The following is a 26484-nucleotide window of genomic DNA, read 5'->3' on the forward strand; positions in this document are numbered from 1 at the left end:
CTTCTCCTTCTAGTGAATCTTTCTCACAGAATGGCCATACCAAGCATCAAGCGCATCCTGAGAAATTGTATCAAATTCATTTTTGTAACCATGGAAGTGTATAGTTTGATTTAAACATGCTACATGGCTGATACGGTTCGATACTGTATCGACATCATGTGTAACAAGAATCATTGTAATTCCCTGTTCCCGATTCAATTTGACCAGCATATCATAAAATGACTGTACATTCTCATGATCAATGCCGACAGTTGGTTCATCTAATATTAGTAGCCTTGGTTCACTGACTAAGGCTCTTGCAATGAAGACACGTTGCTGTTGCCCACCGGATAATTCACCAATATTACGATTCATAAAAGCTTCCATTCCAACAGCTTTTAATGCTTCAAGTACTTTTCCTTTTGCATCTCGTCCAGGTTTTTTAAATAGCCCTAATTTTTTAGTTAATCCGCTTTTTACTACCTCTTGGACGGTTGCTGGAAATCCTGAATTGAAGGCATTGGATTTTTGTGACACATACCCTATCCATTCACGATGCTTAAAAGTTGCACTTGGTTCACCAAATAATTTTATTTCTCCAGACATTGGTCTTAATAATCCTAAAATAATTTTTAATAATGTCGATTTCCCAGAACCATTTGGACCGAGAAGTGCTAAAAAATCTCCCTCTTCTACACGGAAAGAGATATTTTTTAATACTTGTGTATAGTCATATTGAAATGACACGTTTTCAATTTCAATAAATGCTTTTTTCATGCACGATCGCTTCTTTCTAATTCAAAATCATTACGATTTACAAATTGTAAGTATAAATGAAAGTACCGTTTTTGTAAAGGAAATTATCAGCCGTGTTGATTAGGAAAAAAACAGGTTTATTATAAAGGCTTTTTCTCGTTGCTATTTTGCCAATATATTCCTATTCGAAATCAGCCGATTTGAAGTAATGCAAATGTATAAAAATGGCTAATCAATATACCTAGAAAATTAGTTTGCTTTTATGTGTCTAATATTGTGGTCTTTTCGCTTAAACAAAGATTTTATTATTTATTTGAACCGCGCTCAAATTAAATTGTAATAGGCATTGATTCTAACACTTTTAAAGTAAGGGTTTTCATTGTTGTCACGGCGTTCACAAGAAGGATTTCGTTTCAAAGAAACTAAAAAACTTTAAAAGGGGGATTGGCTTTGAGTATTCAATTTTTACAGCAATTAGCACAAAGTAGTGATAAAGAAGTTGTTGCCATTGCTCGTGCCGAAGGATTTGAAATTACAACTTCTGAAGTAAAAAAACTTCGACCTTATTTGGAGCAATTCTCATTTACTTGGCTCTTTTTAGGTATTCCGAAAGATATACTTGTAGAGGTTGAAGCTGTTTTAGGTAGAAAGCGTTCTAGACAGCTTATCGCACTATTTACAAAATAATAGAAAATAGCCCGACAATCAGTATTTATGCTAGCTGATTTCGGGCTATTTTTTTATCCTCTTAGAGCATCGATTAACTCAGGTTTAAACTCTCCATTACGTAGCATCTCTATTTCATGTTTATAAGGAGCCGATTTTGATTTGGCATCACTATTTAATGCGACAAATGGTGTTTCTAGGATTTTAGGAATCTCCATTAATTGTGGATGATGTACAATATATTTTAAGGCGTCAAAACCAATATGTCCGAAGCCAATATTTTCGTGACGGTCTTTTCCTGCACCACGAACATTTTTTGAATCATTGATATGCAAGACTTTGATACGATCTACACCTATTAATTTATCAAACTCATTTAATACGCCATCAAAATCCTCGACAATATTGTAACCCGCATCATGTGTATGACAAGTATCAAAGCATACTGAAAGACGCTCATTATGTGTCACACCATCAATAATTTTGGCAAGCTCTTCAAAGGAACGACCACATTCAGTTCCCTTCCCTGCCATCGTCTCTAATGCGATTTGTACTGGGTAGTCCTGTGACAATACTTCATTTAAGCCTTCAATAATCTTAGCAATACCTGCGTCCGCTCCGGCACCAACATGTGCACCAGGATGCAATACAATTTGTGTTGCTTCCAATGCCGCTGTACGTTCGATCTCAGATTGCAAGAAATCTACACCAAGACGGAAAGTTTCAGGCTTTTCAGTGTTCGCAATATTGATAATGTATGGAGCATGGACAACAATATTTGTCATACCATGCTCTTTCATGTGTAGTAAGCCGTTCATAATATTAAGGTCAGCAATTGCCTTACGACGAGTGTTTTGAGGTGCTCCTGTATAAATCATAAAGGTATTTGCCCCATACGAAAGAGCTTCTTTACTTGACCCGAGCATCATTTCTTTTCCACTCATTGAAACATGTGATCCAAGTAGCATTTGAAAGCCTCCTTATTTTTTACCGCGAGCTTTTAAACGACGTTCACGTTTTTTAATTTTTTCCATTTCCCATTTCATATTACGTTTGTAGCCTGGTTTTACTTTTTTCGGCTTACGAACTAATGATTTGGCTTTCGCATCGATTTCATTTTCCTGCTTCACACGATTTTTACGTGCATGACGCTCTTTTAATTCAGACCATTCGCCATTTTTTACGTCTTTTTGAACAAATGGAATGCCCATTTTCTCAACACGTACTACTGCATCCTCATCTGATGGCTCAAACAATGTGATAGCAGTTCCTTTATTACCTGCACGGGCTGTACGTCCTACACGGTGAACAAAGAATTCTAAGTCCTCTGGAATTTCGTAGTTAATGACATGTGAAATCCCTTGAATATCGATACCACGCGCTGCAAGATCTGTTGCAACGATATATTGATAATCCAAATCTCGAATTTGCTTCATCATCTTCTTACGATCACGCGGACTTAAATCACCATGTATTTGACCACAGCGAATCCCGTTTTCATTTAAGTAGCCTGCAACGTGCTCTGCAGTTTTACGTGTGTTAGTGAAAATGACAGCTAAAAATGGATTGATCCCTTCAATAACTTCCAACAAACGTTTGTTACGTGATTTAGAACGCACTGGTACAAGTACAAAGTCAATTCCTTCTGCGACCGGGCGTTTATCGTTCATATGGATATGAACAGGTGCTTCCATATATTTTTTTAAGAAAGGCTGAAGCTTTTCTGGAATCGTCGCTGAGAATACAAACATTTCAAGCTTTTCAGGCATTTGAGAGGCAAAGCCGTCAATCTCCTCTATAAAGCCCATATCAAATGCTAAATCTGCCTCGTCGACAACTAAAATTGGCGCCGTATGCACAAATAACGCTTGCTCTGTAACAAGATCACGAATACGTCCTGGCGTCCCAACAACAATTTGTGGTTGCGTTTTTAACTTATCGATAGAGCGTTGTTTGTCCGTACCCCCAATAAATAGTTTCGCTTGAATAGTTGTTCCTTCTATTAATTGATTTAACGCATCAAAAATCTGTTGAGCAAGCTCACGTGTTGGTGACGTAATAATAGCTTGCACTTCCTGCTTGTCGGGATTAATACGTTGCACAATTGGAATTAAGAAACTATGTGTTTTTCCTGTTCCTGTATGTGCCTGCCCGATTGCACTCTTCCCTTTTAGTAGTAGCGGAATGATTTCCTTTTGAATTGGCGTTGGTTCTGTGAAGCCAAGTTTTGCAATTGCGTCCTGCAAAAATGGCTGAAAATTATAATCAGTATATTTTGACATAATTCGTTCCTCCTAACATCTTTCTCATTGTATCATGATTCAACTTTTAGGTATATTAACGTCCTATTATCTTAAGCATGAACATTATTTTATTCTTTAATCATAGCTGTAGCGAAGCCCTTATCAAAGTTACTCGAAATGCTGTTAATATGCAATAAAAAAAGCGCTCAGTTCAGGCAAACGCTACTCTTGATTGCATAAAGCTGTATGATATTTTAATCGTAAGACCTCAATATTCCCATTTTGTGAGGTGCGTCAAAACCGTCTCGTTCTATGGTGAGCTTCCAATATAATGTAGTCTAGATCTTTTTAGTATGTTAAACATAGCTTTAATACTATTTTGATTCAGTTTGCTACTCAGACTAATGATGAGGAATCGTTTATTTTTCATGGAGAGTGATGATTCCTGTGGGATAACTTGCGCGGAAATCCCTATTTGGAGTGAAAATCAATCTTTGTTTTTTGATACACTTTATCAGGTATGTTGATTAGGAAAATATAGATTTATTACAGACTGATAAAAGGATTTTTTTGTTGTTTTTTTGCTAATCAGCCTCTTCGAATGTATAAGCTGAAATGCTGATGAAAAAAGTTAAGAATTAGTATATTTTATGTCAATTCATCGATAACTAATGATTTGAATAATTACCATATGTTACGATAAAAATGTAAGATATTAGAGGAGGTTGATTTATCATGAAAGCAGCAAGATGGTATAAAGCAAAAGACATCCGAGTAGAAAACATTGAAGAACCAGTAATTGCCTCAGGAAAAGTGAAAATCAAAGTACATTGGACAGGAATTTGTGGAAGTGATTTACATGAATACGCAGCTGGCCCAATCTTTATTCCAGTGGAACAACCTCATTATGTAAGTAAAGATATTGCGCCAATTGTTATGGGACATGAGTTCTCTGGTGAAGTAGTAGAAATTGGTGAAGGTGTTACAAAAGTACAAATTGGTGATCCTGTAGTTGTAGAACCTATTCTTGCATGTGGCGAATGTGCTGCTTGTAAAAAAGGGAAATATAATATTTGTAAGCACCTAGGATTCCACGGTCTTTCTGGCGGTGGCGGAGGTTTCTCTGAATATACAATGGTAGATGAAAAAATGGTACATAAAATGCCTGAGGGGCTTTCCTATGAACAAGGTGCACTAGTTGAACCAGCAGCAGTAGCATTACATTCAGTTCGTCAAAGTAAATTAAAAGCAGGTGATAAAGCAGCAGTCTTTGGAACAGGTCCAATCGGTCTTCTTGTTATCGAAGCATTGCGTGCTGCTGGAGCAGCTGAAATTTACGCTGTAGAACTTTCAGCAGAGCGTGCTGCCAAAGCTTTAGAGTTAGGCGCAACAGCAGTTATTAATCCTCAAGACGAGGATGCGGTCGCCCGCCTACATGAATTAACTAATGGTGGCGTAGATGTTGCATTTGAAGTAACAGGTGTCCCTGTAGTATTACAACAAGCAATTGATTCAACAACATTCGAAGGTGAAACAATTATCGTTTCTATTTGGGAAACTGATGCTTCTATTCTGCCTAACAATATCGTACTGACAGAGCGTTCTGTAAAAGGTATTATTGCTTATCGTGATATTTTCCCAGCAGTTATGGAATTAATGAAACAAGGTTACTTCCCTGCTGAAAAACTTGTTACGAAACGAATTGCTCTTGATGAAGTCGTAACAGAAGGCTTCGATGCACTTATGAAAGAGCGCAACCAAATTAAAATCCTTGTAAATTCACAAGCGTAAAATAAAGTCAGGTAGAGAAAATAAAGACACTTTTCTCTACCTGTTTTTGATTTGTTAACTCTCATAACGTACGGTTGATTTCCGTTCCGACTGTTCGACTCCAATCAACTTTTCATGTCCTACGTTTTAACATATGACATCACAACTTTTATTGATGAGCCTCATTTCCCTCCATTTTTTTCATAATATCTAGATTGGCCATAAGGAAGTTCACCTTATTTTCGCCAAAAACTCCAAATGACCGTTTTTCCGTATTTGCCTCTATAATTTTTTCAATCTCTTCCTCAGAGAGCCCACTTGCTTGGGCAATACGTTTTACTTGTATTTGTGCAGCTTTTACACTGATATGGGGATCTAACCCTGAACCTGAAGCAGTCATTAAATCAGCAGGTATGTCTTGTCGTTTTACGGTTGGGTTTGCTACTAAAAACTTCTCGATATCTGCTTCTATTCTCTTCTTCAATTCCGGATTAGATGGTGCATAGTTAAAAGTTCCAGAGCTTACACCGCTATAATTCACCTGGCCATTTTCATCTGGTATCGTATCCTCTTTTGTATAAACATTGTAATTGACGGATGAAACACGTCCCGAGAAGTACTCAGGCGCTGTAAAAGCTTGACCTATTAATTCTGAACCAACTGCTTCACCGTCGATTTCTATTAAACTGCCATTTGCTCGATGATGAAATAACCCTTGAGCTAATGCAGTCACAGCAAACGGGTATATAAAACCACATAGAACGAACATTGTTATTGTGATCAATAATGCTTGCTTTGAGTTCTCAAAAAATTTTCGCATGTACCTTCCTCCTATAAACCAAACGTCCGGAATAGTGGCCCAACTAGTAAATCGATTAACTTAATGCCAATAAACGGAGCTATTATTCCACCTACTCCATAAATAAGTAAGTTTTTATTTAATAATTTTGCAGCACTCATTGGCTTATATTTTACGCCTTTCATTGCAATTGGAATTAGCAATGGAATGATGATCGCATTAAAAATTAATGCAGAAATAATTGCGCTTGAAGGTGAATTGAGCTTCATAATGTTTAATGCACTCATCTCAGGTACAGCGACCATTAGCATAGCTGGGATAATGGCAAAATACTTTGCAATATCATTAGCAATACTGAAAGTCGTTAGTGCTCCCCGAGTCATTAGTAATTGTTTCCCAATCTCTACAACTTCAATAATTTTAGTTGGATTTGAATCTAAATCAACCATGTTTGCAGCTTCCTTCGCTGCATTCGTACCTGAGTTCATAGCAAGCCCTACATTCGCCTGTGCCAATGCTGGCGCATCATTCGTACCGTCACCAGTCATAGCTACCACTTTCCCTTGCGCCTGCTCATCTTTAATGACTTGAATCTTGTCTTCCGGCTTACTTTCTGCAATAAAGCTGTCCACTCCCGCTTCCTTTGCGATAGATGCTGCAGTAAGTGGGTTATCTCCTGTACACATGATCGTTTTAATACCCATTGCACGAAGCTGCTCAAAGCGTTCCTTAAGTCCTGCCTTGACGACATCCTTTAAGTAAATAACACCTAAAATTTTGTCGTTTAACGTTACTACAAGTGGTGTCCCACCAACAGAAGATACTTGATGGATCAGCTGTTCCAAATTTGCAGGAATGCTATAACCTGCTTTCATACTTTCTTTTTTTATCGTATCGTAGGCTCCTTTTCGAATTTTTGTGCCATCCTTCATATCCAATCCGCTCATCCGTGTCTGTGCAGTAAATGGAATATGTTCACTTGACTTGATAATGTTTTCTTCACCGCCTGTATTTACTCCTAATTCGCAAGCAAGTGACAAAATAGATTTTCCTTCAGGTGTATCATCTGTTAAGGAACTAAGCCATGCAGCTCGGATTAACTCTTTACTTTCTACGCCTGTTACTGGCAGAAATTCAGCTGCCATACGATTTCCATAAGTAATCGTTCCTGTTTTATCTAAGATTAATGTATCCACGTCTCCACACGCCTCTACGGCTCTTCCAGACATCGCTATTACATTAAACTGTGTAACCCTATCCATTCCCGCAATTCCGATCGCCGACAATAATCCACCAATCGTTGTAGGAATTAAACAAACTGTCAAGGCAATTAACGTTGCGATAGAAATCGGTACATTTAAATAAGTTGTCATTGGATAGAGTGTCACAACAACTAATAAGAAAATAATTGTTAAGCTTACTAAAAGTGTATTGAGCGCTACTTCATTTGGCGTTTTTTTACGACTAGCTCCTTCGATGAGCGATATCATTTTATCTAAAAATGATTCACCAGGCATTGAGGTAATTTCGATCATCAGCCAATCACTCGTAACCGTCGTACCACCTGTAACTGATGAAAAATCACCGCCCCGCTCCTTTACAACTGGTGCAGATTCACCCGTTATCGCAGATTCATCTACGGTAGCAATTCCATCAATGACTTCTCCATCGTTTGGAATAACCTCTCCTGCCTGAACTAAAACGATATCGCCCTTTTTTAACTCATGCGCCTGTTTAAATATTTCAGAGCCATCACTAAGCAGAACACGAGCCTGTGTCACTGTTTTCGTCTTTTTTAAAGTTTGAACCTGTGCCTTCCCTCGTCCTTCAGCAATCGACTCAGCAAAATTAGCAAATAGAATGGTTACAAAAAGAATAACGGCGACGATCGCATTATACAATCGGTCATGTTCCCCTACTTCGTTCCCAAATATGTTAGGAAATAGGGTTAATAACAGGACAAACATAAACCCTATCTCTACTACAAACATAACAGGATTTTTCACCATATATACTGGGCTAAACTTCTTTAAAGCGTCTATCATCGAGCTTTTAAACATTTTGCCCGTAATAAAACTTTTTCTTGCAGTTTCCATAAGTGTCTCTCCTTATTAAAAATCAATTTCGCCTTGGCGTAATTGTGCTGTCGCTACGTTAGCACTTTGCTTTCGCACAGAAAACATTCGTTGTTGCCGCTACGTTAGCACTTCGCTGTCGCTACAGATAACAATGCGTCCGAAGGCTCTTCAACCACAACCGCAACATCTTACCGCATTAACAGGCGGGATTCTTAAGTTGAAGGAAGATAAAGTTGTAAGTGCTCTGTAATTGGCCCAAGAGCTAATGCTGGTAAAAATGTAAGAGCACCGATCATTAAAACGATAGCAACAAGTAAAAATGTAAAAATAGTATTATCCGTTTTCAATGTTCCCACCGAATCACTATGAAACATCTTTTTAGCAAGTAGAGACGCTATAGCTAGTTGAATAATAATCGTCAAATAACGTCCAAAGAACATGGCAAGACCTGTCGTCACATTCCAAAATGTTGAGTTGTCGGCTAATCCTTCAAAACCTGAACCGTTGTTTGCAGAGGCCGATGCAAATTCATAGAGAACCTGCGATAAACCATGTGCACCTGGATTCGTTATGCCCGCTACTCCTGCTGTTGTTGCAACTGCAAGTGCTGAAAATAGTAGAATAATAGCGGGGTGGATCAAAATACAAAGAGCAATTAGCTTCATTTCCTTCTCTTCAATTTTCTTGCCTAAAAACTGAGGTGTTCGACCAATCATTAAACAAGCGATGAAAATTGTCAGTAACACATACATCATCATGTTCATCAGGCCGACTCCCTTGCCTCCAAACACAACATTAAGCATCATATTGAACATCGGTACAAGACCACCAAGCGGCGTTAACGTATCATGCATATTGTTAACAGATCCCGTTGTAAAAGCAGTAGTCACTGTTGTAAATAATGCTGATTGTGCTACCCCAAAGCGCATCTCTTTTCCTTCCATACTTCCAAGCTCCTGCGAAATTCCGAGCTCACTAATGATTGGATTACCCGCTTTCTCCGCTACATAGACAGTCGCAAGTCCAACTAGGAACAACACACCCATTGCCGCAAAAATGGATAGCCCTTGTTTGCCAAATATAGTTTTCTTTTTTCTATATACGACCATTAAACTAAATGCAACTACACAAGCACCTGGTAATAACATCATAGATAGCATTTCCACAATATTAGAAATGACCGTTGGATTTTCAAAAGGCGTCGTTGAATTCGCTCCATTAAAACCACCACCATTAGTGCCTATATGCTTGATGGATTCAAGAGAAGCTACAGGTCCAAGGGCAATATCTTGTGATTTACCTTCTATTGTTTGGACAGTTTTATTCGCACTTAAGGTTTGCGGAGAACCTTGAGCTACTAAAATAATGGCAACAACAATAGATAGAGGCATTAACACACGTGTAATAACACGAACGAAATCCACAAAGAAATTCCCTATAGTGTCAGTTTTAGCAACTAGACGACGGCAGAACGCCATACACGCGGCATAACCAGTAGCTGCAGATGTAAACATCATAAAGATAATGACTAACATTTGTGATAAATAACTGAGTCCTGATTCGCCACTATAATGTTGAAGATTCGTGTTCGTCATAAATGAAATAATAGTATTAAATGAAAGTGTTGATTCCATATTGTCAATATTATTTGGGTTTAAAAACAGCATCGCTTGAATGCGTAATAGAATATATCCAATAAACACCATAAAAGCATTTGAAAGAATTAATGAAAGTACATACTGTTTACCAGTCATATCGACTTGTTTAATGCCGCATAACTTATAAATAACAGCATCAAATCTATCCATAATTGGATCAAGCCATGTTTTTTGATGCATCGTCACCCGAAATAGATAGTGACCAGTTAAAATAACGAGCGGTAAATAAATGATTAATACAATGGCGATTTGCCACATACTGTAGTACCTCCTACCAGCCTATTAATATTTTTCAGGATATAGTAATGCATGCCCTAGATAACCGAAAAGGAATACAAGTACAATCCCCATAAAAATCCACATTTTCATTCCTCCTTACTTCTCTTCTACTAGCTTGAAGCACCAAGCGGTTAACGCATAAAGACATGCAAAGCTTATAATGAGTAAGCCAATCATATAAAAGTCCATCAATCGAAACACCCCTCTTCCAATTAGGATGCTCTCATCATACTGACTTTCAAATTAATGTAGTGTTAGGAATTCGCTTTTTCTATTAAGAAACTATAAAGAGCGAAAATCTTAACACTTTCTTAATGGCAGATAACGCTATAATACAAATGAGGTGAAAGAGGATGGAAAATACACGTCCAACTCCAGAGACGTTTTTAGCGAGGCTTCAACAGGAGGAACAATATGTAGGAAAACTAAAGATCTTTCTTGGTTATGCTGCTGGAGTAGGTAAAACTTATGCAATGCTGGATGCAGCACATCAGGCAAAAAAACTTGGTAAAGATGTGGTAGTTGGCTATGTAGAGCCACATCCTCGCCCAGATACATTAGCTCTACTCGAGGGGCTTGAGCAAATCCCTATGAAAAAAATAAATTATAAAGGAAAAACTTTTCAGGAATTGGATATAGATGCGGTACTGCAGCGCAAGCCAGAAATTGTCCTTATTGATGAATTGGCACATACTAATGTTCCAACGATGCGGCACAAGAAACGCTTTGGAGATGTAGAGGAATTACTTGCAAAGGGTATTCATGTCTATACAACTGTAAACATTCAACACATTGAAAGTCTTCATGATTTAGTAGAAGAAATAACTGGCATAAAGGTACGAGAACGTATTCCAGATTATTTAATTGATCAAGCGGCACAAATAAAGATTGTCGATATTGAACCAGATGAGTTAATTCAACGCCTACAAGAAGGCAAAATTTATGTAAAACAACAAGTAGAAAAAGCGCTGCAATCTTTTTTTCGCAAACAAAATTTAGTATCCCTGCGTGAAATTGCACTACGGAGAGCTGCCGATACGATTAACTATAAGCAAGTAAATAGTAACGAATCTCCTAAACATCATGTACAAATCGAAGAGCATTTACTTGTTGGGATTAGTAGTTCTCCTACGAATGCTAAAGTTATTCGAACTACTGCAAGGCTTGCACAGGCATTACATGGCAAATTTACAGCTCTTTATGTACAAAACGTACAGGAGCATGATCGAAATAACGCAAATTCAGAACGACTTCAGCAGCATATGAAACTTGTTGAACAGCTTGGTGGCCATGTCGTAATTGTTCAAGAAGACGACGTAGCCGCTGCCCTGGCCAACTATGCACAAATTAGCGGTGTCACTAAATTAGTCATCGGTAGAACGAGCATGAGAAAAAAATGGTGGCGACCAAACGCAAAAATTAGCGATCGACTTAACGAATTAGTACCGAATTTAGCCATACACATAGTGCCAGATCAAGAAAATGAACAATTCTACTTTCCTAATGTAAAAAATAAGCTGTCATTTGAATGGCTTGACTTATTTAAAATGGTCATAGTGTTTGGCATAGTATCAATTGTCGGGCTCTATTTCTACACAATTGGTGTAAGTGAATCGAACATCATTACGATCTATATTTTAGGTGTTTTAATTCTTGCCATTTGGTCATCAGGGTGGATGATGAGCATCGTTAGCTCCAGCATAGCCGTACTCCTTTTTAATTACTTATTTACAGAACCACGTTTTTCATTTGAGGCCTATCATCGCGACTATCCGATAACCTTTATGATCATGTTTCTATCAGGAGTAATTACAAGTAGCTTAACGAAAAAAATAAAGGAGCAAACCATTGTAGCCGTTCGTAAATCTTATCGAATGGAGGTGCTCCTTGATACAAATCGCAGGCTTCAACATGCTAAATCTATCGAGGAAATTATTACTGAAGGCATGTCGCAAATCGTTAAGTTAGTAGAAAAACCAGTACAATTCTTTGAAATAGAAAATAATTTAATTGTGAAATCTACTTTTTTCAGTACTGAGAGCATGTCTAGCATTGAAAATAAAAAAATCGCGTCCCTTTTTAACAATCCGAATGAGCATGGTGTAGTAAGCTGGGTCATAAATAATAAGCATGTAGCAGGAGTGACCACTGATATATTTCCTGAAGTAAATGCCTATTATTTACCGGTTATTTCTAACGAGAGTGTTAAGGGCGTTATTGGCATTGCACTGTCAAAGCAATTACTATTACCCGCTTTTGAGCGTAATATTTTACATGCCATTATCAATGATTTTTCATTCGCACTCGATAAGTGGTATTTACAGAAACTCAATGAAGAAGTAGCTAGAGAAGCTGAACTGGAACAGATGCGAGCTAACCTTTTACGCGCAATCTCTCATGATTTAAGAACACCACTTACTGCTATTTCCGGAAATGCAGATATATTACTGACCAATGCATCGCAAATTCGAGATGATGAAAAAAACAAAATATATGAGGATATTTATAAAAATTCTAAATGGCTTGTACAAATGGTGGAAAACTTACTTGCTGTTTCTAAGTTAGAAGATGGACAACTTGCTTTAGAGATGCAATTAGAGCTTGTAGAAGATATTATTCAAGAGGCATTAACCCATGTCGTTTGTTTAAACAACACACATAAAATATCCTATCATATTGAACCAGAATTTTTACTCGCTGTAATGGATGCACGACTTATTATTCAAGTACTGATAAATATTATTGATAATGCATTGACTTACACACCATCAGGTAGTGTTATTACTATAACGGTTAAAGAATCTGATGGCTTAGCACAATTTAGCATTTCTGATGATGGACCTGGTATTGATGATGCTATAAAAAGCAACCTTTTTGAGCCATTTACAACAGGAAAAATACAACGTAGCGATAGTCGAAGAGGTCTAGGATTAGGCTTAGCACTCTGTCAAACGATATTAAAATTACATGATAGTGAAATAACTGTTTCAGACAATAAACCTAAAGGAACGACTTTTACCTTTTCACTGAAAAAAAGTCCATTACCACAAGTTAGGCATGACATTTATTAAAAATATGTCGTGTATATAAGTTGATTGGATTGGAGAATGGGCAACTCCTTAGTCAGCGTCAAAGATGAGACCCTGGAGCGAGCCAGCAGAGGAACCTGCCGCTTCGCTTTCGCACAGTAAACATTTGTTGGCCCAAGCGGCTCATCGGTCGCCCAAAAGAAAGCGCCCAGTCGGAACAGAAATCAACCTCATGTTATGGTGATGCGCCAAAAAGGAGTAATGAAATTTGATGAATAAACGAATTCTAGTAGTAGAAGACGATATAGCCATTGGCAATTTAATTAAAATGACGTTAGCTACGCAGCATTATGAATACGATATTGCACGAGATGGTAATAGTGCCCTACAAAAGGCTCTCGTCATGAAACCAGACGTTATTATTTTGGATTTAGGACTACCAGACATAGACGGTGTAGAGCTTATATCGAAAATTAGAAGCTGGACTCAAACTCCGATTATCGTTGTTAGTGCGCGTGGTGAAGAACACGATAAAATCAATGCATTAGATGCAGGTGCAGACGATTATGTCACAAAGCCTTTCAGTGTTGAAGAACTATTAGCCCGTATTCGAGTAGCCTTAAGAAGATTAACGTATGAACATCAATTAGAAAATGAACCCTCTATCTTTGTAAATGGTCATTTACAAATAAACTACTTGGCAAATACTGTGTTTGTAAATGGAAAAGAAGTTCATTTGACGCCTATTGAGTATAAGCTATTAGTTATTTTATCAAAGCATGTCGGTAAAGTTTTAACGCACAACTTTATTTTAAAAGAAATTTGGCACAATGTACTACAATCGGATGTTCCAAGTCTTAGAGTTTTCATGGCCACACTTCGAAAGAAAATAGAGGACAATCCAACTAATCCAAAGTTAATCCAAACACATGTCCGCGTTGGTTACAGAATGCTTCGTTGTCATGACGAAGAATAAGGGTCTGATCAAGCTTTAACCTCAACTTTTTATTGATAGATGTGATAAATAATGATACTATAATACTTGTTGATAATGATTATCAATCACAAGGAAGTAGGTAGATCTCATGAACCTTCATACTGTTCAATTGGGTGAAAAAGTTAAAGTAAAAGATCTTCAGCAAATTGACTCTCTTTTATGCAAACGTTTAAATGCTTTTGGCATAAAGGAAGGCTGCCAAATTTGTATGGTCCAAAAAGGATGGTTTTCTGGAGCATGTATATTGGAATGCCAAGGACAGAAAATCGGGCTTAGAAAAAAAGATTTAATGGAGATAAAGGTCGAGCAATTATGAGTAGATTAGCTTTAATAGGTAACCCCAATATCGGTAAAACATCATTGTTCAATACGTTGACAAATTCATATGAATATGTTGGCAATTGGAGTGGTGTAACCGTTGAAAAAAAAGTAGGACAAATAAAGAAACTACAAAAGGAAATTATTGATTTACCTGGTGTATATACGCTTAATCCCATTTCAAAAGATGAAAGTGTTGTTACTTCATTTTTACTGGAAGATCAGGTAGATGGAATTTTAAATATTATTGATGCTTCGAATTTCGAACGAAATATGCAATTAACTGTAGATATACTTGAACTTAGTAAGCCTGTTTACATTTGTTTAAATATGATTGACGTTGCGAAAAAGAAAGGTATTTCCATTGATGTCGAGAAATTACAGAGTTTTTTAGGAGTACCTGTTATTCCAATAAGCGCTCGTACTGGTAAAGGTGTTGACGGTATTTATACTGCTATTCAAGCCTCAGATCGTACTCAACAACGTTTCACATTAACCTATGATACTCTCATTGAAGAAGGTATCTCAAAAATTGAAGCATTGTTACAGCATGTCCCTGAAGAACAACGCAGATGGTGTGCTATTCAATTTTTAATGGAAAATGAAGCGATTGACGCTTATTTGAAAGAAAAGGAATACTTTGAAAAGCTAGTTGCAATGCGTGATGCTTTAGAGAAGCAAATAGGTGAACCATTAACGAATGCTATTGCTAAAAAACGTGATTTATATATTTCTAACATTTACAGCGAAGTAATTATACAAGAGAAAAGTGAAACACAATGGTCAGAGAAAGTTGATAAAATTTTAACACATCCGATTTTAGGTATTCCGATTTTCTTAGCGCTTATGTATTTAATGTTTCAAGCAACATTTGCATGGATCGGTACCCCACTTTCAGATTTCTTGGACGGCTTTGTAGGTGGACCATTTACAGATACAGTGACGCAAGGCTTAAAAGCTATTGGTGCATCCCCTTTTATTATTAATTTAATATGTGATGGGATCATTGCAGGTGTTGGTGGTGTCTTAGTTTTCATTCCACAAATCTTTGTACTATTTTTCTTCATTTCACTATTAGAAGATTCCGGTTATATGGCGAGAATTGCTGTTGTCATGGATCGCATTATGGAATTTTTCGGCTTAAACGGCAAGGCTTTTATTCCGATGATTGTAAGCTTCGGATGTAACGTTCCTGGTGTAATGGCTGCAAGAACAATTGAACAGCCTAGAGAACGTCTATTAACTATACTTGTAGCTCCGTTTATGAGCTGTTCAGCAAGGTTACCTGTGTATGCTTTATTTGGTGCAGCATTCTTTACTGAACATCAATCTTTAGTAGTATTCTCCTTATATATTATGGGGATAGTGATAGCGCTTATTGTGACAAAAATATTATCTATGACGATTTTGAAAAATGAAACTTCAGTTTTCATTGTTGAGTTACCAGCCTATCATGTACCACAGTTTAAAACACTTTGGCGTTCCACTTGGGAAAAAGGAAAAGGATTTTTCCGCAAAGCTGGTACTATTATCTTTGCTGGTTCCGTTATCATTTGGCTCCTTTCTTATTTTGGACCACATGGCGCTAATGTTAATATGGATGAAAGTTTCTTAGCAATTATTGGGGGCGCTTTTGGCGTGTTGTTTATCCCGCTTGGATTTGGAACGTGGCAAGCTGGTGCATCCCTTATTTCTGGATTCCTAGCAAAAGAAGTGATTGTTTCGACAATGGCGATTATTTATGGCGTGAGTGAGGGTGTCTTATCCTCTACAATGACAACTCATTTTACTGCTTTAAGTGCCTATACATTCTTGGCATTTGTTTTACTTTATATGCCTTGTTTAGCAACAGTGGGTGCAATAAAAAGAGAAACACAGTCTGTAAAATGGACTTTATTTGCAACACTTTATCCATTTGCTGTAGCTTATATTATTGCACTTATCATTTATGGTATTGGGAATTTATTGATGTGAGGTGTAGAGAATGACTTTATTGATTAATATTTTAATCGGTTGTATTATTTTTGGCTATGCTGGTATTACCTTATATAAGAGCATTAAAAAGCAGAAAAAAGGCAAATGTGCAGCTTGCTCATTACAGAAGAGTTGTTCTACCAACACATGTGCACCTCCTTCTAAACTGAATGATATTACCCATAAATAAATTTGTAGAAAATACAGCGAGGTAGCTCCAAATCCTTTGGAGACTACCTCGCTTTTTATATGAACTTTTAGACTTGGAGGTTTCGTTTGAAAGCCCAAGTATTTAGGAGCGGCTCATCGGATGCGCCCTGTCAGAACGGAAATCAACTCTACGTTATGGTGAAGAACCGCTTAAATTTTAAATTTATTGATTTCTTCCTTCACTGATACCGCTTCGTCACTTAATGATTTTGCAACTGCATTAATTTCTTGAATAGTTGCAGCTTGCTCTTCTATTGTCGATGCAATTGTATCAGATTGCTCTGCGGCATGTACGGCAGAAGAAGACATTTCATTGACTGATGCTGCCATTTCTTCAATACTTGCTGAAATTTGTTGTGTAGAAGCTGACACATCCTCGATTTGAGATGTCATACCACCAATCGCATGTAAAATTTCATCGAAGGAATTTTGCGCATTTTGAATAAATGTGACACCCTCATCCACGTTCACTACAGTTACACTTACCGCCTTTTCTACTTCCTTCGTTTCTTGCTGAATAAGTGCAATTACATCTACTATTTGATTAGCAGATGTTTTGGATTCCTCAGCTAATTTGCGAACTTCATCTGCCACGACCGCAAAGCCTTTGCCATGCTCTCCTGCACGAGCCGCCTCAATCGCAGCATTTAGTGCTAAAAGATTTGTTTGCTCAGTAATCTCAGTTATTACTTTCGTTATATTAACGATTTCAGCCGATTGTGTGCTTAGCTTCTTAATACGTTCATTTGTTGTATTTGAAGATTGTTGGATAATCGACATTTGGTTTTCTGCGATATGCAACGTTTTTTCACCATCGTTTGCAATAGATTGTGTGTCTACTGCTTTAGAATGAAGCATTTGAGTAGCCTCTGCTATACGTTGAACACCTTGTGCTGTTTCATCCATTGCTACCGAACTTTCACGACCAGTAGCAGCCGCTTGATTATCACTGATGGCCATTCTCTCTACTAGGTTTGCAATATCATGAGATGAATGTGAAATTTCATCTGTACTTGCTGCTAATTGTTCAGCTGCTGATGTTGTATGTTCAACACTTACGGTCATACTATGTATTAGTGAATGTAAATTAGACTTCATCACATTAAAAGAATTTGCCAAATCTTTAATTTCATCCTTTGCTCTGACTTCAATGTCCTTTTGACATAAATCTCCTTTAGCAATTACCTTAGCTGCAGAAGTTAGCTTATTTACAGGAACAACGATGGAACGTGCGAATACAACCCCAACGACTATACAAATAATTACAATAATGATGAACATCCATAAGAACCACTGCATATTATCATCAATGAGTTTTTCAACATTTGCTAAAGAGTTTTGTATTTCTGTAATGTTTTCTTGCTGAAACATATCTACTTTTTCGTTAATCTCAACTGATGTAGTATCGAATTCTAGCATAATTTTATTCCCTAGCTCAGGCCCACCTTGAATATAGCTATTAGCCATTTTCTGACCAGTACTATAATAATCATCAAACGCTACTTTAATCGCATCTAATCTTTTCTGATCTTGCGGATGCAAATTTTTCAGTTTCTCCAAATTCTGATAAAAAACTTTGCTATATTTTTCTGCTTGCTCAAATCCATCATCTAAATTATTGAGTGCTCTTGTGGCACTAATATCAGTCAAATACTGCTGAACCTGTACAACCGACAACTTCATCTCATCTGCTAGTAGTGTCGTTTGAAGTGTTTTTTCTTTCATTAAATGTACTTGCTCAAGTTGGGATTTGGCATTTTGTTCTTGGAAAATCCCCATCATTAAAACTAATATTACAATAAGACCAAATGACACTATACTTCTAACTTTAATAGTCACAGAATACCTCCTAGTTTTAACCTCTGCTATTTTAGTCTAGCAAAAGTCTCATCACTATAATTTGGTGTTGATTTCCGTTCCGCCTGAACGCTTCACTCCAATCAACTTATATACATGGCATAGGTTTTAACAAACAAATGTCATTCCCAGCTTATGGTGATGAGTCTAACTAAAATATTGTAACAATTTATTTACAAAAACGTAATATATTTCACTATTTTTTAACAAAATCAACTTTTTTAAGGCACGTCACCAAAACGTGTGGTTGATTTCCGTTCCGACTGGCGCGTCCGATGAGCCGCGTTGCTTGCTCCAGGGTCTCATCTGTGACGCTGATCCTCAAGGAGTCGCCCAGCTGGAACAAAGATCCAATCAACTTATATACAAGATATACGTTTAACAAATGTCATCCACAACTTTTGGTGATGATCCATTTACTAACAAAATAGTATCCCCTTTCAACCAGTATGATTCTACATATGGACTGAGAAAAAACTACATGACTTTCGAGGGATACCTTCACAATCACCTTACTTGTTTATTTGTCTTTGTCGAACGCTAGCATCCCCTTCTGCATATCATATTTATAATCAGGTATGTCATCAATGTTAAAGAAAGGAGATCGTTATGGTATTTAGACCACCTTATCCGTTCTCAATGTATCCTGGTGGCATGAGAATGCCCATGCAAATGCCGATGCAAATGCCACAAATGCCAACACCGATGTCACCGCAGTCCTTTTTCACGCCTGGAGGCTTCCCAAATCAGCCACGTATTCCAGGTGGCTTTCCAAATCAACCGCGTATTCCAGGAGGCTTTCCAATGTCCAGTGGAATAGGATCATTCGGAGGACAAATGCCAATGCCCCCAGTGCAGGATGCTTCAAAGATCGGTTCATTTTTACAAAATGCGAATAACATATTTAACACTGCTAAAACATATACGCCTTACATTCAGCAAGCAATGCCAATGGTAAAAAATATCCCGTCACTTTTAAAATTGTATAAAGGATTTCAAGGTCTACCTTCTGCAGGAGCTAAAGCAGGGGCAGGAGCAGCAACTGAGGCTGCGGCAAGCGATGGAGTAGGTTCTACTAAAAGCCGAAAAACGTCGCGGCAAAGTGCATCATTTACTCCTCCTGACCCACTTCCATCCAAGCCACGTATTTTTCAGCCACCTATGTAGATGAACGTTTCTTTGTATTCGCCGTCCCTGTCCGTTATAATGTAGATAGGTAAGCTTGAAAGGAGTCACAACCATGCAAGTATTAAAAATTAATCCACGTGGCTATTGCTACGGTGTTGTTGATGCGATGGTCATCGCTCGAAACGCCGCACTCGATAAAACATTACCAAGACCTATCTACATTTTAGGTATGATTGTGCATAATAAACATGTCACGGATGCCTTTGAAGAGGATGGCATCATTACATTAGATGGTGATAATCGTTTAGAAATTATTCAACAAGTTGAAACTGGCACTGTTATTTTCACAGCGCATGGTGTTTCACCTGAAATTCGTGAAATTGCAAAGCAAAAAGGTTTAGTATCCATTGATGCTACATGTCCTGACGTTACAGTTACACACGATTTAATTCGTGAAAAATCAGCAGAGGGCTATGATATTATTTATATCGGTAAAAAAGGCCATCCTGAGCCTGAGGGAGCAATTGGAGTTGCACCAGATCACGTACATTTAGTGCAATCATCCACTGATATTGACGCATTAAATTTAACAAATGATAAATTACTGGTAACGAATCAAACGACAATGAGTCAATGGGATGTCGCTCATTTAATGGATAGTTTAAAAGAGAAATTCCCACATATTGAAGTGCATAAAGAGATTTGTTTGGCAACACAGGTACGTCAAGAGGCGGTTGCTCAGCAAGCTGGGGAAGCCGATTTACTTATTGTTGTTGGTGACCCTAAATCCAATAACTCGAATCGTTTAACGCAAGTGTCTGTTGAAATAGCAGGAACACCATCATATCGAATCGCAGACGTTTCCGAGCTGAAAATTGAATGGTTAAAAGGAATTAATACTGTCGCTGTCACAGCAGGTGCTTCAACACCAACGCCTATTGTAAAAGAGGTTATTTCATTCCTTGATCAATTTAATGAGAATGATGAATCAACACATATTATTAAGCGTACCGTTACATTAGATAAAATTTTACCTAAAATTAAAACACCAAAACCTGTCGAAAAAATTATGCCTCACTAACAACAAATGCGCTAAAGCACTCGTTTACATCCGACAAGCGCTGGCGAGCCCGAAGCAAAAGTAAACGCTCCACCATTTTTGCCCGAGGGATCAAAGCGACCTCGAGGATATAGCGCTTTAGCCTAGACGAAAACTATGCTTTTGGTTACCCACAACTTAAAATTTTAATAAAAAAATCCTGATTGCCTATTTGACAATCAGGATTTTTCATTATTTACTAAAATAATAATTGACTGGACGACCAATACCACCATAATGCACATCCATCGTTATTTCCTCTTGTTTCTCTAAATAATCTAAGTATCGTCTTGCTGTTACGCGTGCAATGCCTACACCACTCGCAACATCTTCTGCCGATGCTCCTTCTACAGATTGCAAATAATGCACAACTTTCTCCAGAGTTGCACGATTAAAACCCTTTGGTAAACTTTTTTCTGACCGTGAGACATTAGATTGCTGAACCTCATTATGCCCACTATGATAATGGAATAACTGATCAAGCTCGCCTTGCGTTAGCTCACGTTCTGTTTGCATTTGCTTTTTGAAACGCAAATAATTTTCAAGTGTTCCTTGCACTCGTTCAAATGAAAAAGGCTTCATAATATAATCAAAGACGCCGAGATGCAGTACCTGTTTTACAGTTTCCATATCATTAGCAGCAGTTACCGTAATTACATCTACTGGTAATTTGAGTTCCCGAATTTTTCGTAAGCTTGTCACTCCGTCCTGCTCCGGCATGAAAATATCCATAAATACTAGTTCTGGTTTAAGTTTATGAATTTGAGCAATCCCCTCAACTCCATTTGAGGCTTGTCCAATTACTTCAAATCCAGCTATCTTTTCAATAAATTGGCGATTTACCTCTCGCACCATTGGATCATCCTCTATTAATAAAACCCTCATCTGTGTCACTGTCAGACCTCCATACACTCTGTTCTATCTCTATATGTGTAATATTGAACCTAAGGAGAGCGTCACAGGTCCTCCTAGAATCACTTGCCTTTGCTAGAAAATTAAATCACCTTGTGTTGTTGATTAACCATTTTTATCCACACTAATTAATTTGAAGGCTCTGATTTCCGCTATACGGGCTACTCACTTTCCTGCGAGCGTCGAGTAGCCCTACGCTATAATCAGTTAAAACGGAAATATATCGGCAAAATTAGTAACAAAAAAATCGTTTTATCCCTCAATAATAAACCTATTTTTCCTAATCAACCCGCCTTTTTCAATTACTAAATTAATGATGGTAAAAAGTTATTAAAAAGCTCGTTCCCTTATTTGGTTCACTTATGACATCTACTTCACCTTGCCCTTTTTGCACAATTTCCTTTATTAAATAAAGTCCAATGCCTCGACCTTTTCTATCTTTTGTTGAATAGCCATTATCAAAAATATGTGCCTTTACTTCATCTGTCATACCAATACCATTGTCCGTTACTAATATTGCCAGTACATCCTCATCCTCATCAACAGAAACATGGATAATTTTTTCTTCAATCTGTACATCCCTTAATGCATCAAAAGCATTTTCAATTAAGTTACCAAATAAAATGACGAAATCATGATGATCTAAATTTTTTGGAAATGTTGTCAGGCGACTTTCTCGGTCAATCTCCAAACGAATTCCTTGTTCTTTTGCATAGGAAATTTTACTAAGCAATAGCCCTGAAATATTTTCATTTTTAATCCGTTCATTTAAAAAGTTTGTAATTTCATCATGCTCTTCCTTTACTTGTTGTAAATAGGAAAGTGCTTGTTCATGATGTCCAAGTTGTAAAAGACCAGCAATGGTGTGCAATTTATTTTTATGCTCATGTGTTTGTACGCGTAATGCTTGTACAAATGCCTTAACACCTGTTAATTCCTCCGCAAGCTTTTTCACTTCTGTACGATCCTTAAACATGGCCACAGCTCCAACTGTTTTTCCGTTTACTTGTATAGGAATGCGATTACTCATAATACTGTGACCATTAATATAGAGCTCACGATTGAAAATAGGATGATCTAGCTCTAAAATCTCTGGTAATCGTGTATCGGGTAACACGTCAAAGATTTTCTTCCCTATTAATGTTGACGGTTGTTTGTGAACATCTAATATTTCACATGCTTTTTCATTAAATATTGTAATTGTCAATTCATTATCAATGGCAATAATCCCTTCATGCATCGCGTTAAAGGTTTCTGTTCGTTCTACATACATTTTAGCAATTTCATGGGGCTCTAGCCCAAACATTTGCTTTTTCATATGCAGCCCCAATGTATGAGCACCCAATGCACTAAAGAAAAGAGATAATAAAATTGTAATAATTAACTCTGTTTGAATAGATTGTAGCAACTCAGCAACAGTTAAAACACTATAACCTACTACTACTACACCTATTTGTTTTCCTTCATTACTCATGATTGGGACGAATGCTCGTACCATATCTCCATGTTCGCCGTGTGCAATAGATGTATAGTAATGCTCAGCAAACGCCGCGTTTAGATCACCTGACTGCGAAACTTGACCGATTTCTTCTGTATTTGGATGTGAGTACTTACGTCTATTCATATCAAGTACAACAATATACTGTGCACCATTTATATCACGTATTTCTTCCACTACAGGATTAATGTGTTGAGTAGCCTCGTTAAAATCATTATTATTTGAAATGTAGGTTTTAAGTTCAGGAAGCTGTGATACGGTCTTTGCCACAAGCAAAGCCTGATTTTCAAGCTTATCCTTCTGCTCATTCATTACAAACCCTAGCAAAAATGTACCACCTATACTAAAGGAGAGCATGAGAATAAAAAAAGTTAGAGACATAATTTTTCTCTTCATCGATAATTTTTGAAATTTCAAGATATTCTCCTCCTTATACTATATTTTAGCTTACTCCATATGTTAGAATAACAAAAACATCAGAAAATACGAATTAATTGGGTGTAATAGATGAAAAAATTTATTATTGGAACAATAGCAACCGTTTTACTGTTAACAATAGCAATAGGCGTTCAGCAAGATTTACTATTTGCCAAGCCTCTTCCCTATGATGATGAGCAAAAAGGCTTAGACACACAAATTACCATTCATTTAAGTCACGTTGTAGCTGAAAATACGCCAAAAGGACAGGCCGCAAGTAAATTCGCCGAGCTTGTTGAGGAAAAAACAAATGGCGAAGTGAAGGTACACGTCTACCCAAACTCCTCCTTGTTTAATGATGAAAACGAGTTTCAAGCTTTACAAAATGGAGAAGTAGAAATGATTATCCCTACTTTTTCAAAGATGACATCCTATCTACCAAATTGGCAGGTTCTTGATTTACCCTACCTTTTTAATACGGATGAAGAAGTTCATGAGGTTCTAACTGGATCGATTGGTGAACAATTGTTAAATGAGCTTGAGCCTTTTAAAATAAAGGGGCTAGGCTTTTGGCATAATGGCTTTAAACATTTAACCTCTGTCGATCACCCTATTCATACATTCGAGGATTTAAAAGGTTTACGAGTCCGTACAATGCCGAGTGAAACTCTTGAAAAGCAATTCGAGGCTGTTGGAGCAACACCAATCCCGATTTCCTTTAGCGAGGTTTTTACTGATTTAGAATCGCATGCCATTGATGCGCAGGAAAACACAGCGTCAAATATTTATTCTAAAGGTTTTTACAAAGTGCAGAAGCATATGACATTAACAAAGCATGGGATTTTAGGATATGCTGTTTTAATTAACGATAAATTTTGGGATTCATTACCTCCAAAAATCCAAAAACAGATTATGGAGGCTATGAAAGAAACAACAGACTGGCAATTTGAACAAGCTGTACAAATGAATGAAAAAGATTTGCAAAAATTAGAGCAACAAGATAACTTTGAAATTTATACGATGAGTGATCAGGAACGCCAACGCTTTAAAGAAAAGCTAGCACCTGTCTATGACTATTATAGAAACAATGTACAAAATAATGATGTTCTATCGGAAATTGAAAAAATTGTTTCCCCATAAGTATTTTGGGATCATCACTAAAACGTGTGATTGATTTCCGTTCCGGCTGGGGTCGTCTGTTGAGCCTAAAGGAGTCACCCAGCTGTAACGAAGGTCAACTTATATACAAAGCATACGTCTTAAAAAATGTCATCAACAACTTTATTTTTGTTCATTTATGATAAATCCTCACATTAAGTGGGGATTTTTCTTTTTGTATTATAATAGCTTTCAAAACTACAAAACTACTATAAAACAGCTTGAACCCTTGCTATCACTAGGTTTATTCATTTTTCAGCTAAAAATGACCAAAATGAACAATAGAAACATTACGGTCATAAAAGCTATTGTCGGAAAATTTCAGCTATGATAACCACATGAAAGCGTTCACAAAATTTTCATTACTAGTGTAAGGGGAGAACTTTATGCGTATAAATTTTAAAAACTTAACTGTACAAGTACTGATTGCTATTGTACTAGGTATTATTGTCGGTGCTGTGTTTCCAGAATTCGGAGCGCAGTTAAAAATATTAGCTGATATTTTTATTAAATTAATTAAGATGTTAATAGCTCCTATCATCTTCTTAACGGTTGTTATCGGAATTGGTAGTATGGGCGATGTAAAAAAAGTTGGTAAAATTGGTGGGAAGGCATTACTTTATTTTGAAATTGTCTCTACTTTCGCACTAGCGATTGGTTTAATCGTTGTCAATATTGTACAGCCAGGTAAAGGCTTTAATACAGAAGCTGCAAACGGTGCAGATGTTTCTCAATATACACAGGCTGCTGCTCAAACAGAGCATGGTTTTGGCGCATTTATTATGAATATCATTCCTGAAAATGTTGTCGGGGCACTTGCAAACGGAGAGTTATTACCCGTTTTATTCTCAGCTGTTTTATTCGGATTAGCTGCTGCTTCTATTGGAGAACCAGCTAAACCAGTTATTAAATTTTTCGAACAAGTAGCGGATATATTCTTTAAAATTGTTAATATGGTCATGAAGATTTCCCCGATTGGTGCATTTGGTGCTATGAGCTACACAATCGGAAATTTCGGTCTTAAATCACTTGGAAACTTAGGGTTTTTAATGCTATCCGTTTATGTTACGATGTTTATTTTTATCGTAGTCATCCTCGGCCTAATTACACGTTACTTTGGGTTCAATATTTTTAAGTTTATTAAGTATATTAAAGATGAAATTTTCATTGTTATCGGGACATCATCATCAGAATCTGCACTCCCTTCGATGATGCGCAAATTAGAAAACTATGGTTGCTCTAAACAGGTGGTTGGTCTTGTTGTGCCAACAGGATACTCCTTTAACTTAGATGGTACGTCTATTTACTTATCCATGGCGGCTATCTTCATCGCACAAGCTTATGGGGTTGATTTAGATATTTGGCATCAAATTACATTACTTGCTATTCTAATGCTGACATCTAAAGGTGCTGCTGGAGTAACAGGCTCAGGCTTTATTACGCTCGCGGCAACACTAGCGGCATTCCCAATGATTCCAGTAGAAGGAATTGCACTTTTAATTGGTGTCGACCGATTTATGTCAGAGGCTCGCGCCGTAACAAACTTAATTGGTAATGGTGTAGCAACAGTTGTCGTTTCAAAAATGGAGAAAGAATTCGATCCAGAGCAGGAAAAACGTGCTCTTGCAGGAGAAGCAATCATCAAATAATAAAATGAAA

General features: G+C 37.2%; 22 protein-coding genes. 11 read left to right on the forward strand and 11 right to left on the reverse strand.

Going from position 1 to position 26484, the window contains the following annotated elements:
* Positions 1-9: 9 nt before the first annotated feature.
* On the reverse strand, positions 10-756 hold the full coding sequence (locus QUF91_RS18400; RefSeq protein WP_285394849.1) for a metal ABC transporter ATP-binding protein: 747 nt from the start codon (positions 754-756) through the stop codon (positions 10-12).
* Positions 757-1185: 429 nt separating this feature from the next.
* Here QUF91_RS18400 and QUF91_RS18405 point away from each other — a divergent pair, with 429 nt between their 5' ends.
* Entirely contained in the window at positions 1186-1422 is a 237-nt protein-coding gene (locus QUF91_RS18405) for a Nif11 family protein (protein WP_068983573.1), read from the forward strand.
* Positions 1423-1475: 53 nt separating this feature from the next.
* On the opposite strand, the gene QUF91_RS18410 is transcribed toward QUF91_RS18405, so the two are convergent.
* Both QUF91_RS18410 and QUF91_RS18415 read right to left on the reverse strand, forming a co-directional pair.
* Positions 1476-2369: a deoxyribonuclease IV gene (locus QUF91_RS18410; protein ID WP_285394847.1), complete on the reverse strand. Its 894-nt coding sequence runs from the start codon at positions 2367-2369 to the stop codon at positions 1476-1478.
* Positions 2370-2381: 12 nt separating this feature from the next.
* Positions 2382-3683 carry a DEAD/DEAH box helicase gene (locus QUF91_RS18415; RefSeq protein WP_289418987.1) on the reverse strand — a complete coding sequence of 434 codons (1302 nt, stop codon included), beginning with the start codon at positions 3681-3683 and terminating at the stop codon, positions 2382-2384.
* Between the two features lie 696 nt (positions 3684-4379).
* Here QUF91_RS18415 and QUF91_RS18420 point away from each other — a divergent pair.
* A complete protein-coding gene (locus tag QUF91_RS18420) occupies positions 4380-5435 on the forward strand; it encodes a 2,3-butanediol dehydrogenase (RefSeq protein ID WP_285394844.1) in 1056 nt (351 codons plus the stop codon).
* 148 nt (positions 5436-5583) lie between these two features.
* Here the strand turns inward: QUF91_RS18420 and kdpC are convergent, their stop codons facing one another.
* From kdpC to QUF91_RS28165, 4 genes are all read right to left on the reverse strand, one after another.
* A complete protein-coding gene (gene kdpC, locus QUF91_RS18425) occupies positions 5584-6234 on the reverse strand; it encodes a potassium-transporting ATPase subunit KdpC (protein WP_289418988.1) in 651 nt (216 codons plus the stop codon).
* Positions 6235-6245: 11 nt separating this feature from the next.
* Positions 6246-8309, reverse strand: coding sequence for a potassium-transporting ATPase subunit KdpB (gene kdpB, locus QUF91_RS18430; RefSeq protein WP_285394842.1), 2064 nt, complete (start codon positions 8307-8309; stop codon positions 6246-6248).
* 194 nt (positions 8310-8503) lie between these two features.
* On the reverse strand, positions 8504-10207 hold the full coding sequence (gene kdpA / locus QUF91_RS18435) for a potassium-transporting ATPase subunit KdpA (protein ID WP_289418989.1): 1704 nt from the start codon (positions 10205-10207) through the stop codon (positions 8504-8506).
* Between the two features lie 24 nt (positions 10208-10231).
* The gene (locus QUF91_RS28165; protein ID WP_353957872.1) at positions 10232-10318 is read right to left on the reverse strand and encodes a potassium-transporting ATPase subunit F; all 87 of its coding nucleotides are present in this window, start codon (positions 10316-10318) and stop codon (positions 10232-10234) included.
* Positions 10319-10581: 263 nt separating this feature from the next.
* Here QUF91_RS28165 and QUF91_RS18440 point away from each other — a divergent pair, with 263 nt between their 5' ends.
* The 5 genes from QUF91_RS18440 to QUF91_RS18460 all read left to right on the forward strand — a co-directional run bounded on the left by QUF91_RS18440 (position 10582) and on the right by QUF91_RS18460 (position 16736).
* Entirely contained in the window at positions 10582-13299 is a 2718-nt protein-coding gene (locus QUF91_RS18440) for a sensor histidine kinase (protein ID WP_289418990.1), read from the forward strand.
* A 229-nt stretch (positions 13300-13528) separates the two neighbouring features.
* A complete protein-coding gene (locus QUF91_RS18445; protein WP_289418991.1) occupies positions 13529-14233 on the forward strand; it encodes a response regulator transcription factor in 705 nt (234 codons plus the stop codon).
* Between the two features lie 109 nt (positions 14234-14342).
* Positions 14343-14570: a FeoA family protein gene (locus tag QUF91_RS18450; RefSeq protein ID WP_285394837.1), complete on the forward strand. Its 228-nt coding sequence runs from the start codon at positions 14343-14345 to the stop codon at positions 14568-14570.
* A complete protein-coding gene (feoB, locus tag QUF91_RS18455; RefSeq protein ID WP_289418992.1) occupies positions 14567-16546 on the forward strand; it encodes a ferrous iron transport protein B in 1980 nt (659 codons plus the stop codon). Before QUF91_RS18450 ends, feoB begins: the two co-directional genes overlap by 4 nt.
* A 10-nt stretch (positions 16547-16556) precedes the next feature.
* A complete protein-coding gene (locus QUF91_RS18460; RefSeq protein ID WP_285394835.1) occupies positions 16557-16736 on the forward strand; it encodes a FeoB-associated Cys-rich membrane protein in 180 nt (59 codons plus the stop codon).
* 170 nt (positions 16737-16906) lie between these two features.
* On the opposite strand, the gene QUF91_RS18465 is transcribed toward QUF91_RS18460, so the two are convergent.
* Together QUF91_RS18465 and QUF91_RS18470 are read right to left on the reverse strand one after the other, a co-directional pair.
* On the reverse strand, positions 16907-18595 hold the full coding sequence (locus QUF91_RS18465; protein WP_289418993.1) for a methyl-accepting chemotaxis protein: 1689 nt from the start codon (positions 18593-18595) through the stop codon (positions 16907-16909).
* A gap of 214 nt (positions 18596-18809) precedes the next feature.
* On the reverse strand, positions 18810-18938 hold the full coding sequence (locus QUF91_RS18470; protein ID WP_285394832.1) for a hypothetical protein: 129 nt from the start codon (positions 18936-18938) through the stop codon (positions 18810-18812).
* Between the two features lie 284 nt (positions 18939-19222).
* On the opposite strand from QUF91_RS18470, the gene vrrA reads away from it, so the two are divergent.
* Entirely contained in the window at positions 19223-19780 is a 558-nt protein-coding gene (gene vrrA, locus QUF91_RS18475) for a VrrA/YqfQ family protein (RefSeq protein ID WP_285394831.1), read from the forward strand.
* A 73-nt stretch (positions 19781-19853) separates the two neighbouring features.
* The gene (locus QUF91_RS18480; RefSeq protein WP_285394830.1) at positions 19854-20822 is read left to right on the forward strand and encodes a 4-hydroxy-3-methylbut-2-enyl diphosphate reductase; all 969 of its coding nucleotides are present in this window, start codon (positions 19854-19856) and stop codon (positions 20820-20822) included.
* A 210-nt stretch (positions 20823-21032) separates the two neighbouring features.
* Here the strand turns inward: QUF91_RS18480 and QUF91_RS18485 are convergent, their stop codons facing one another.
* Both QUF91_RS18485 and QUF91_RS18490 read right to left on the reverse strand, forming a co-directional pair.
* The gene (locus QUF91_RS18485) at positions 21033-21734 is read right to left on the reverse strand and encodes a response regulator (RefSeq protein ID WP_285394828.1); all 702 of its coding nucleotides are present in this window, start codon (positions 21732-21734) and stop codon (positions 21033-21035) included.
* 328 nt (positions 21735-22062) lie between these two features.
* The gene (locus tag QUF91_RS18490) at positions 22063-23646 is read right to left on the reverse strand and encodes an ATP-binding protein (protein WP_483308104.1); all 1584 of its coding nucleotides are present in this window, start codon (positions 23644-23646) and stop codon (positions 22063-22065) included.
* A gap of 111 nt (positions 23647-23757) precedes the next feature.
* Between QUF91_RS18490 and QUF91_RS18495 the strand changes: the two genes are divergently transcribed.
* A complete protein-coding gene (locus QUF91_RS18495; RefSeq protein WP_289418994.1) occupies positions 23758-24807 on the forward strand; it encodes a TRAP transporter substrate-binding protein in 1050 nt (349 codons plus the stop codon).
* A gap of 404 nt (positions 24808-25211) precedes the next feature.
* Positions 25212-26474, forward strand: a complete 1263-nt coding sequence (locus tag QUF91_RS18500; RefSeq protein WP_289418995.1) for a dicarboxylate/amino acid:cation symporter — start codon at positions 25212-25214, stop codon at positions 26472-26474.
* Positions 26475-26484: the final 10 nt, after the last annotated feature.

Source organism: Lysinibacillus sp. G4S2, from assembly GCF_030348505.1.
Classification (GTDB): domain Bacteria; phylum Bacillota; class Bacilli; order Bacillales_A; family Planococcaceae; genus Lysinibacillus.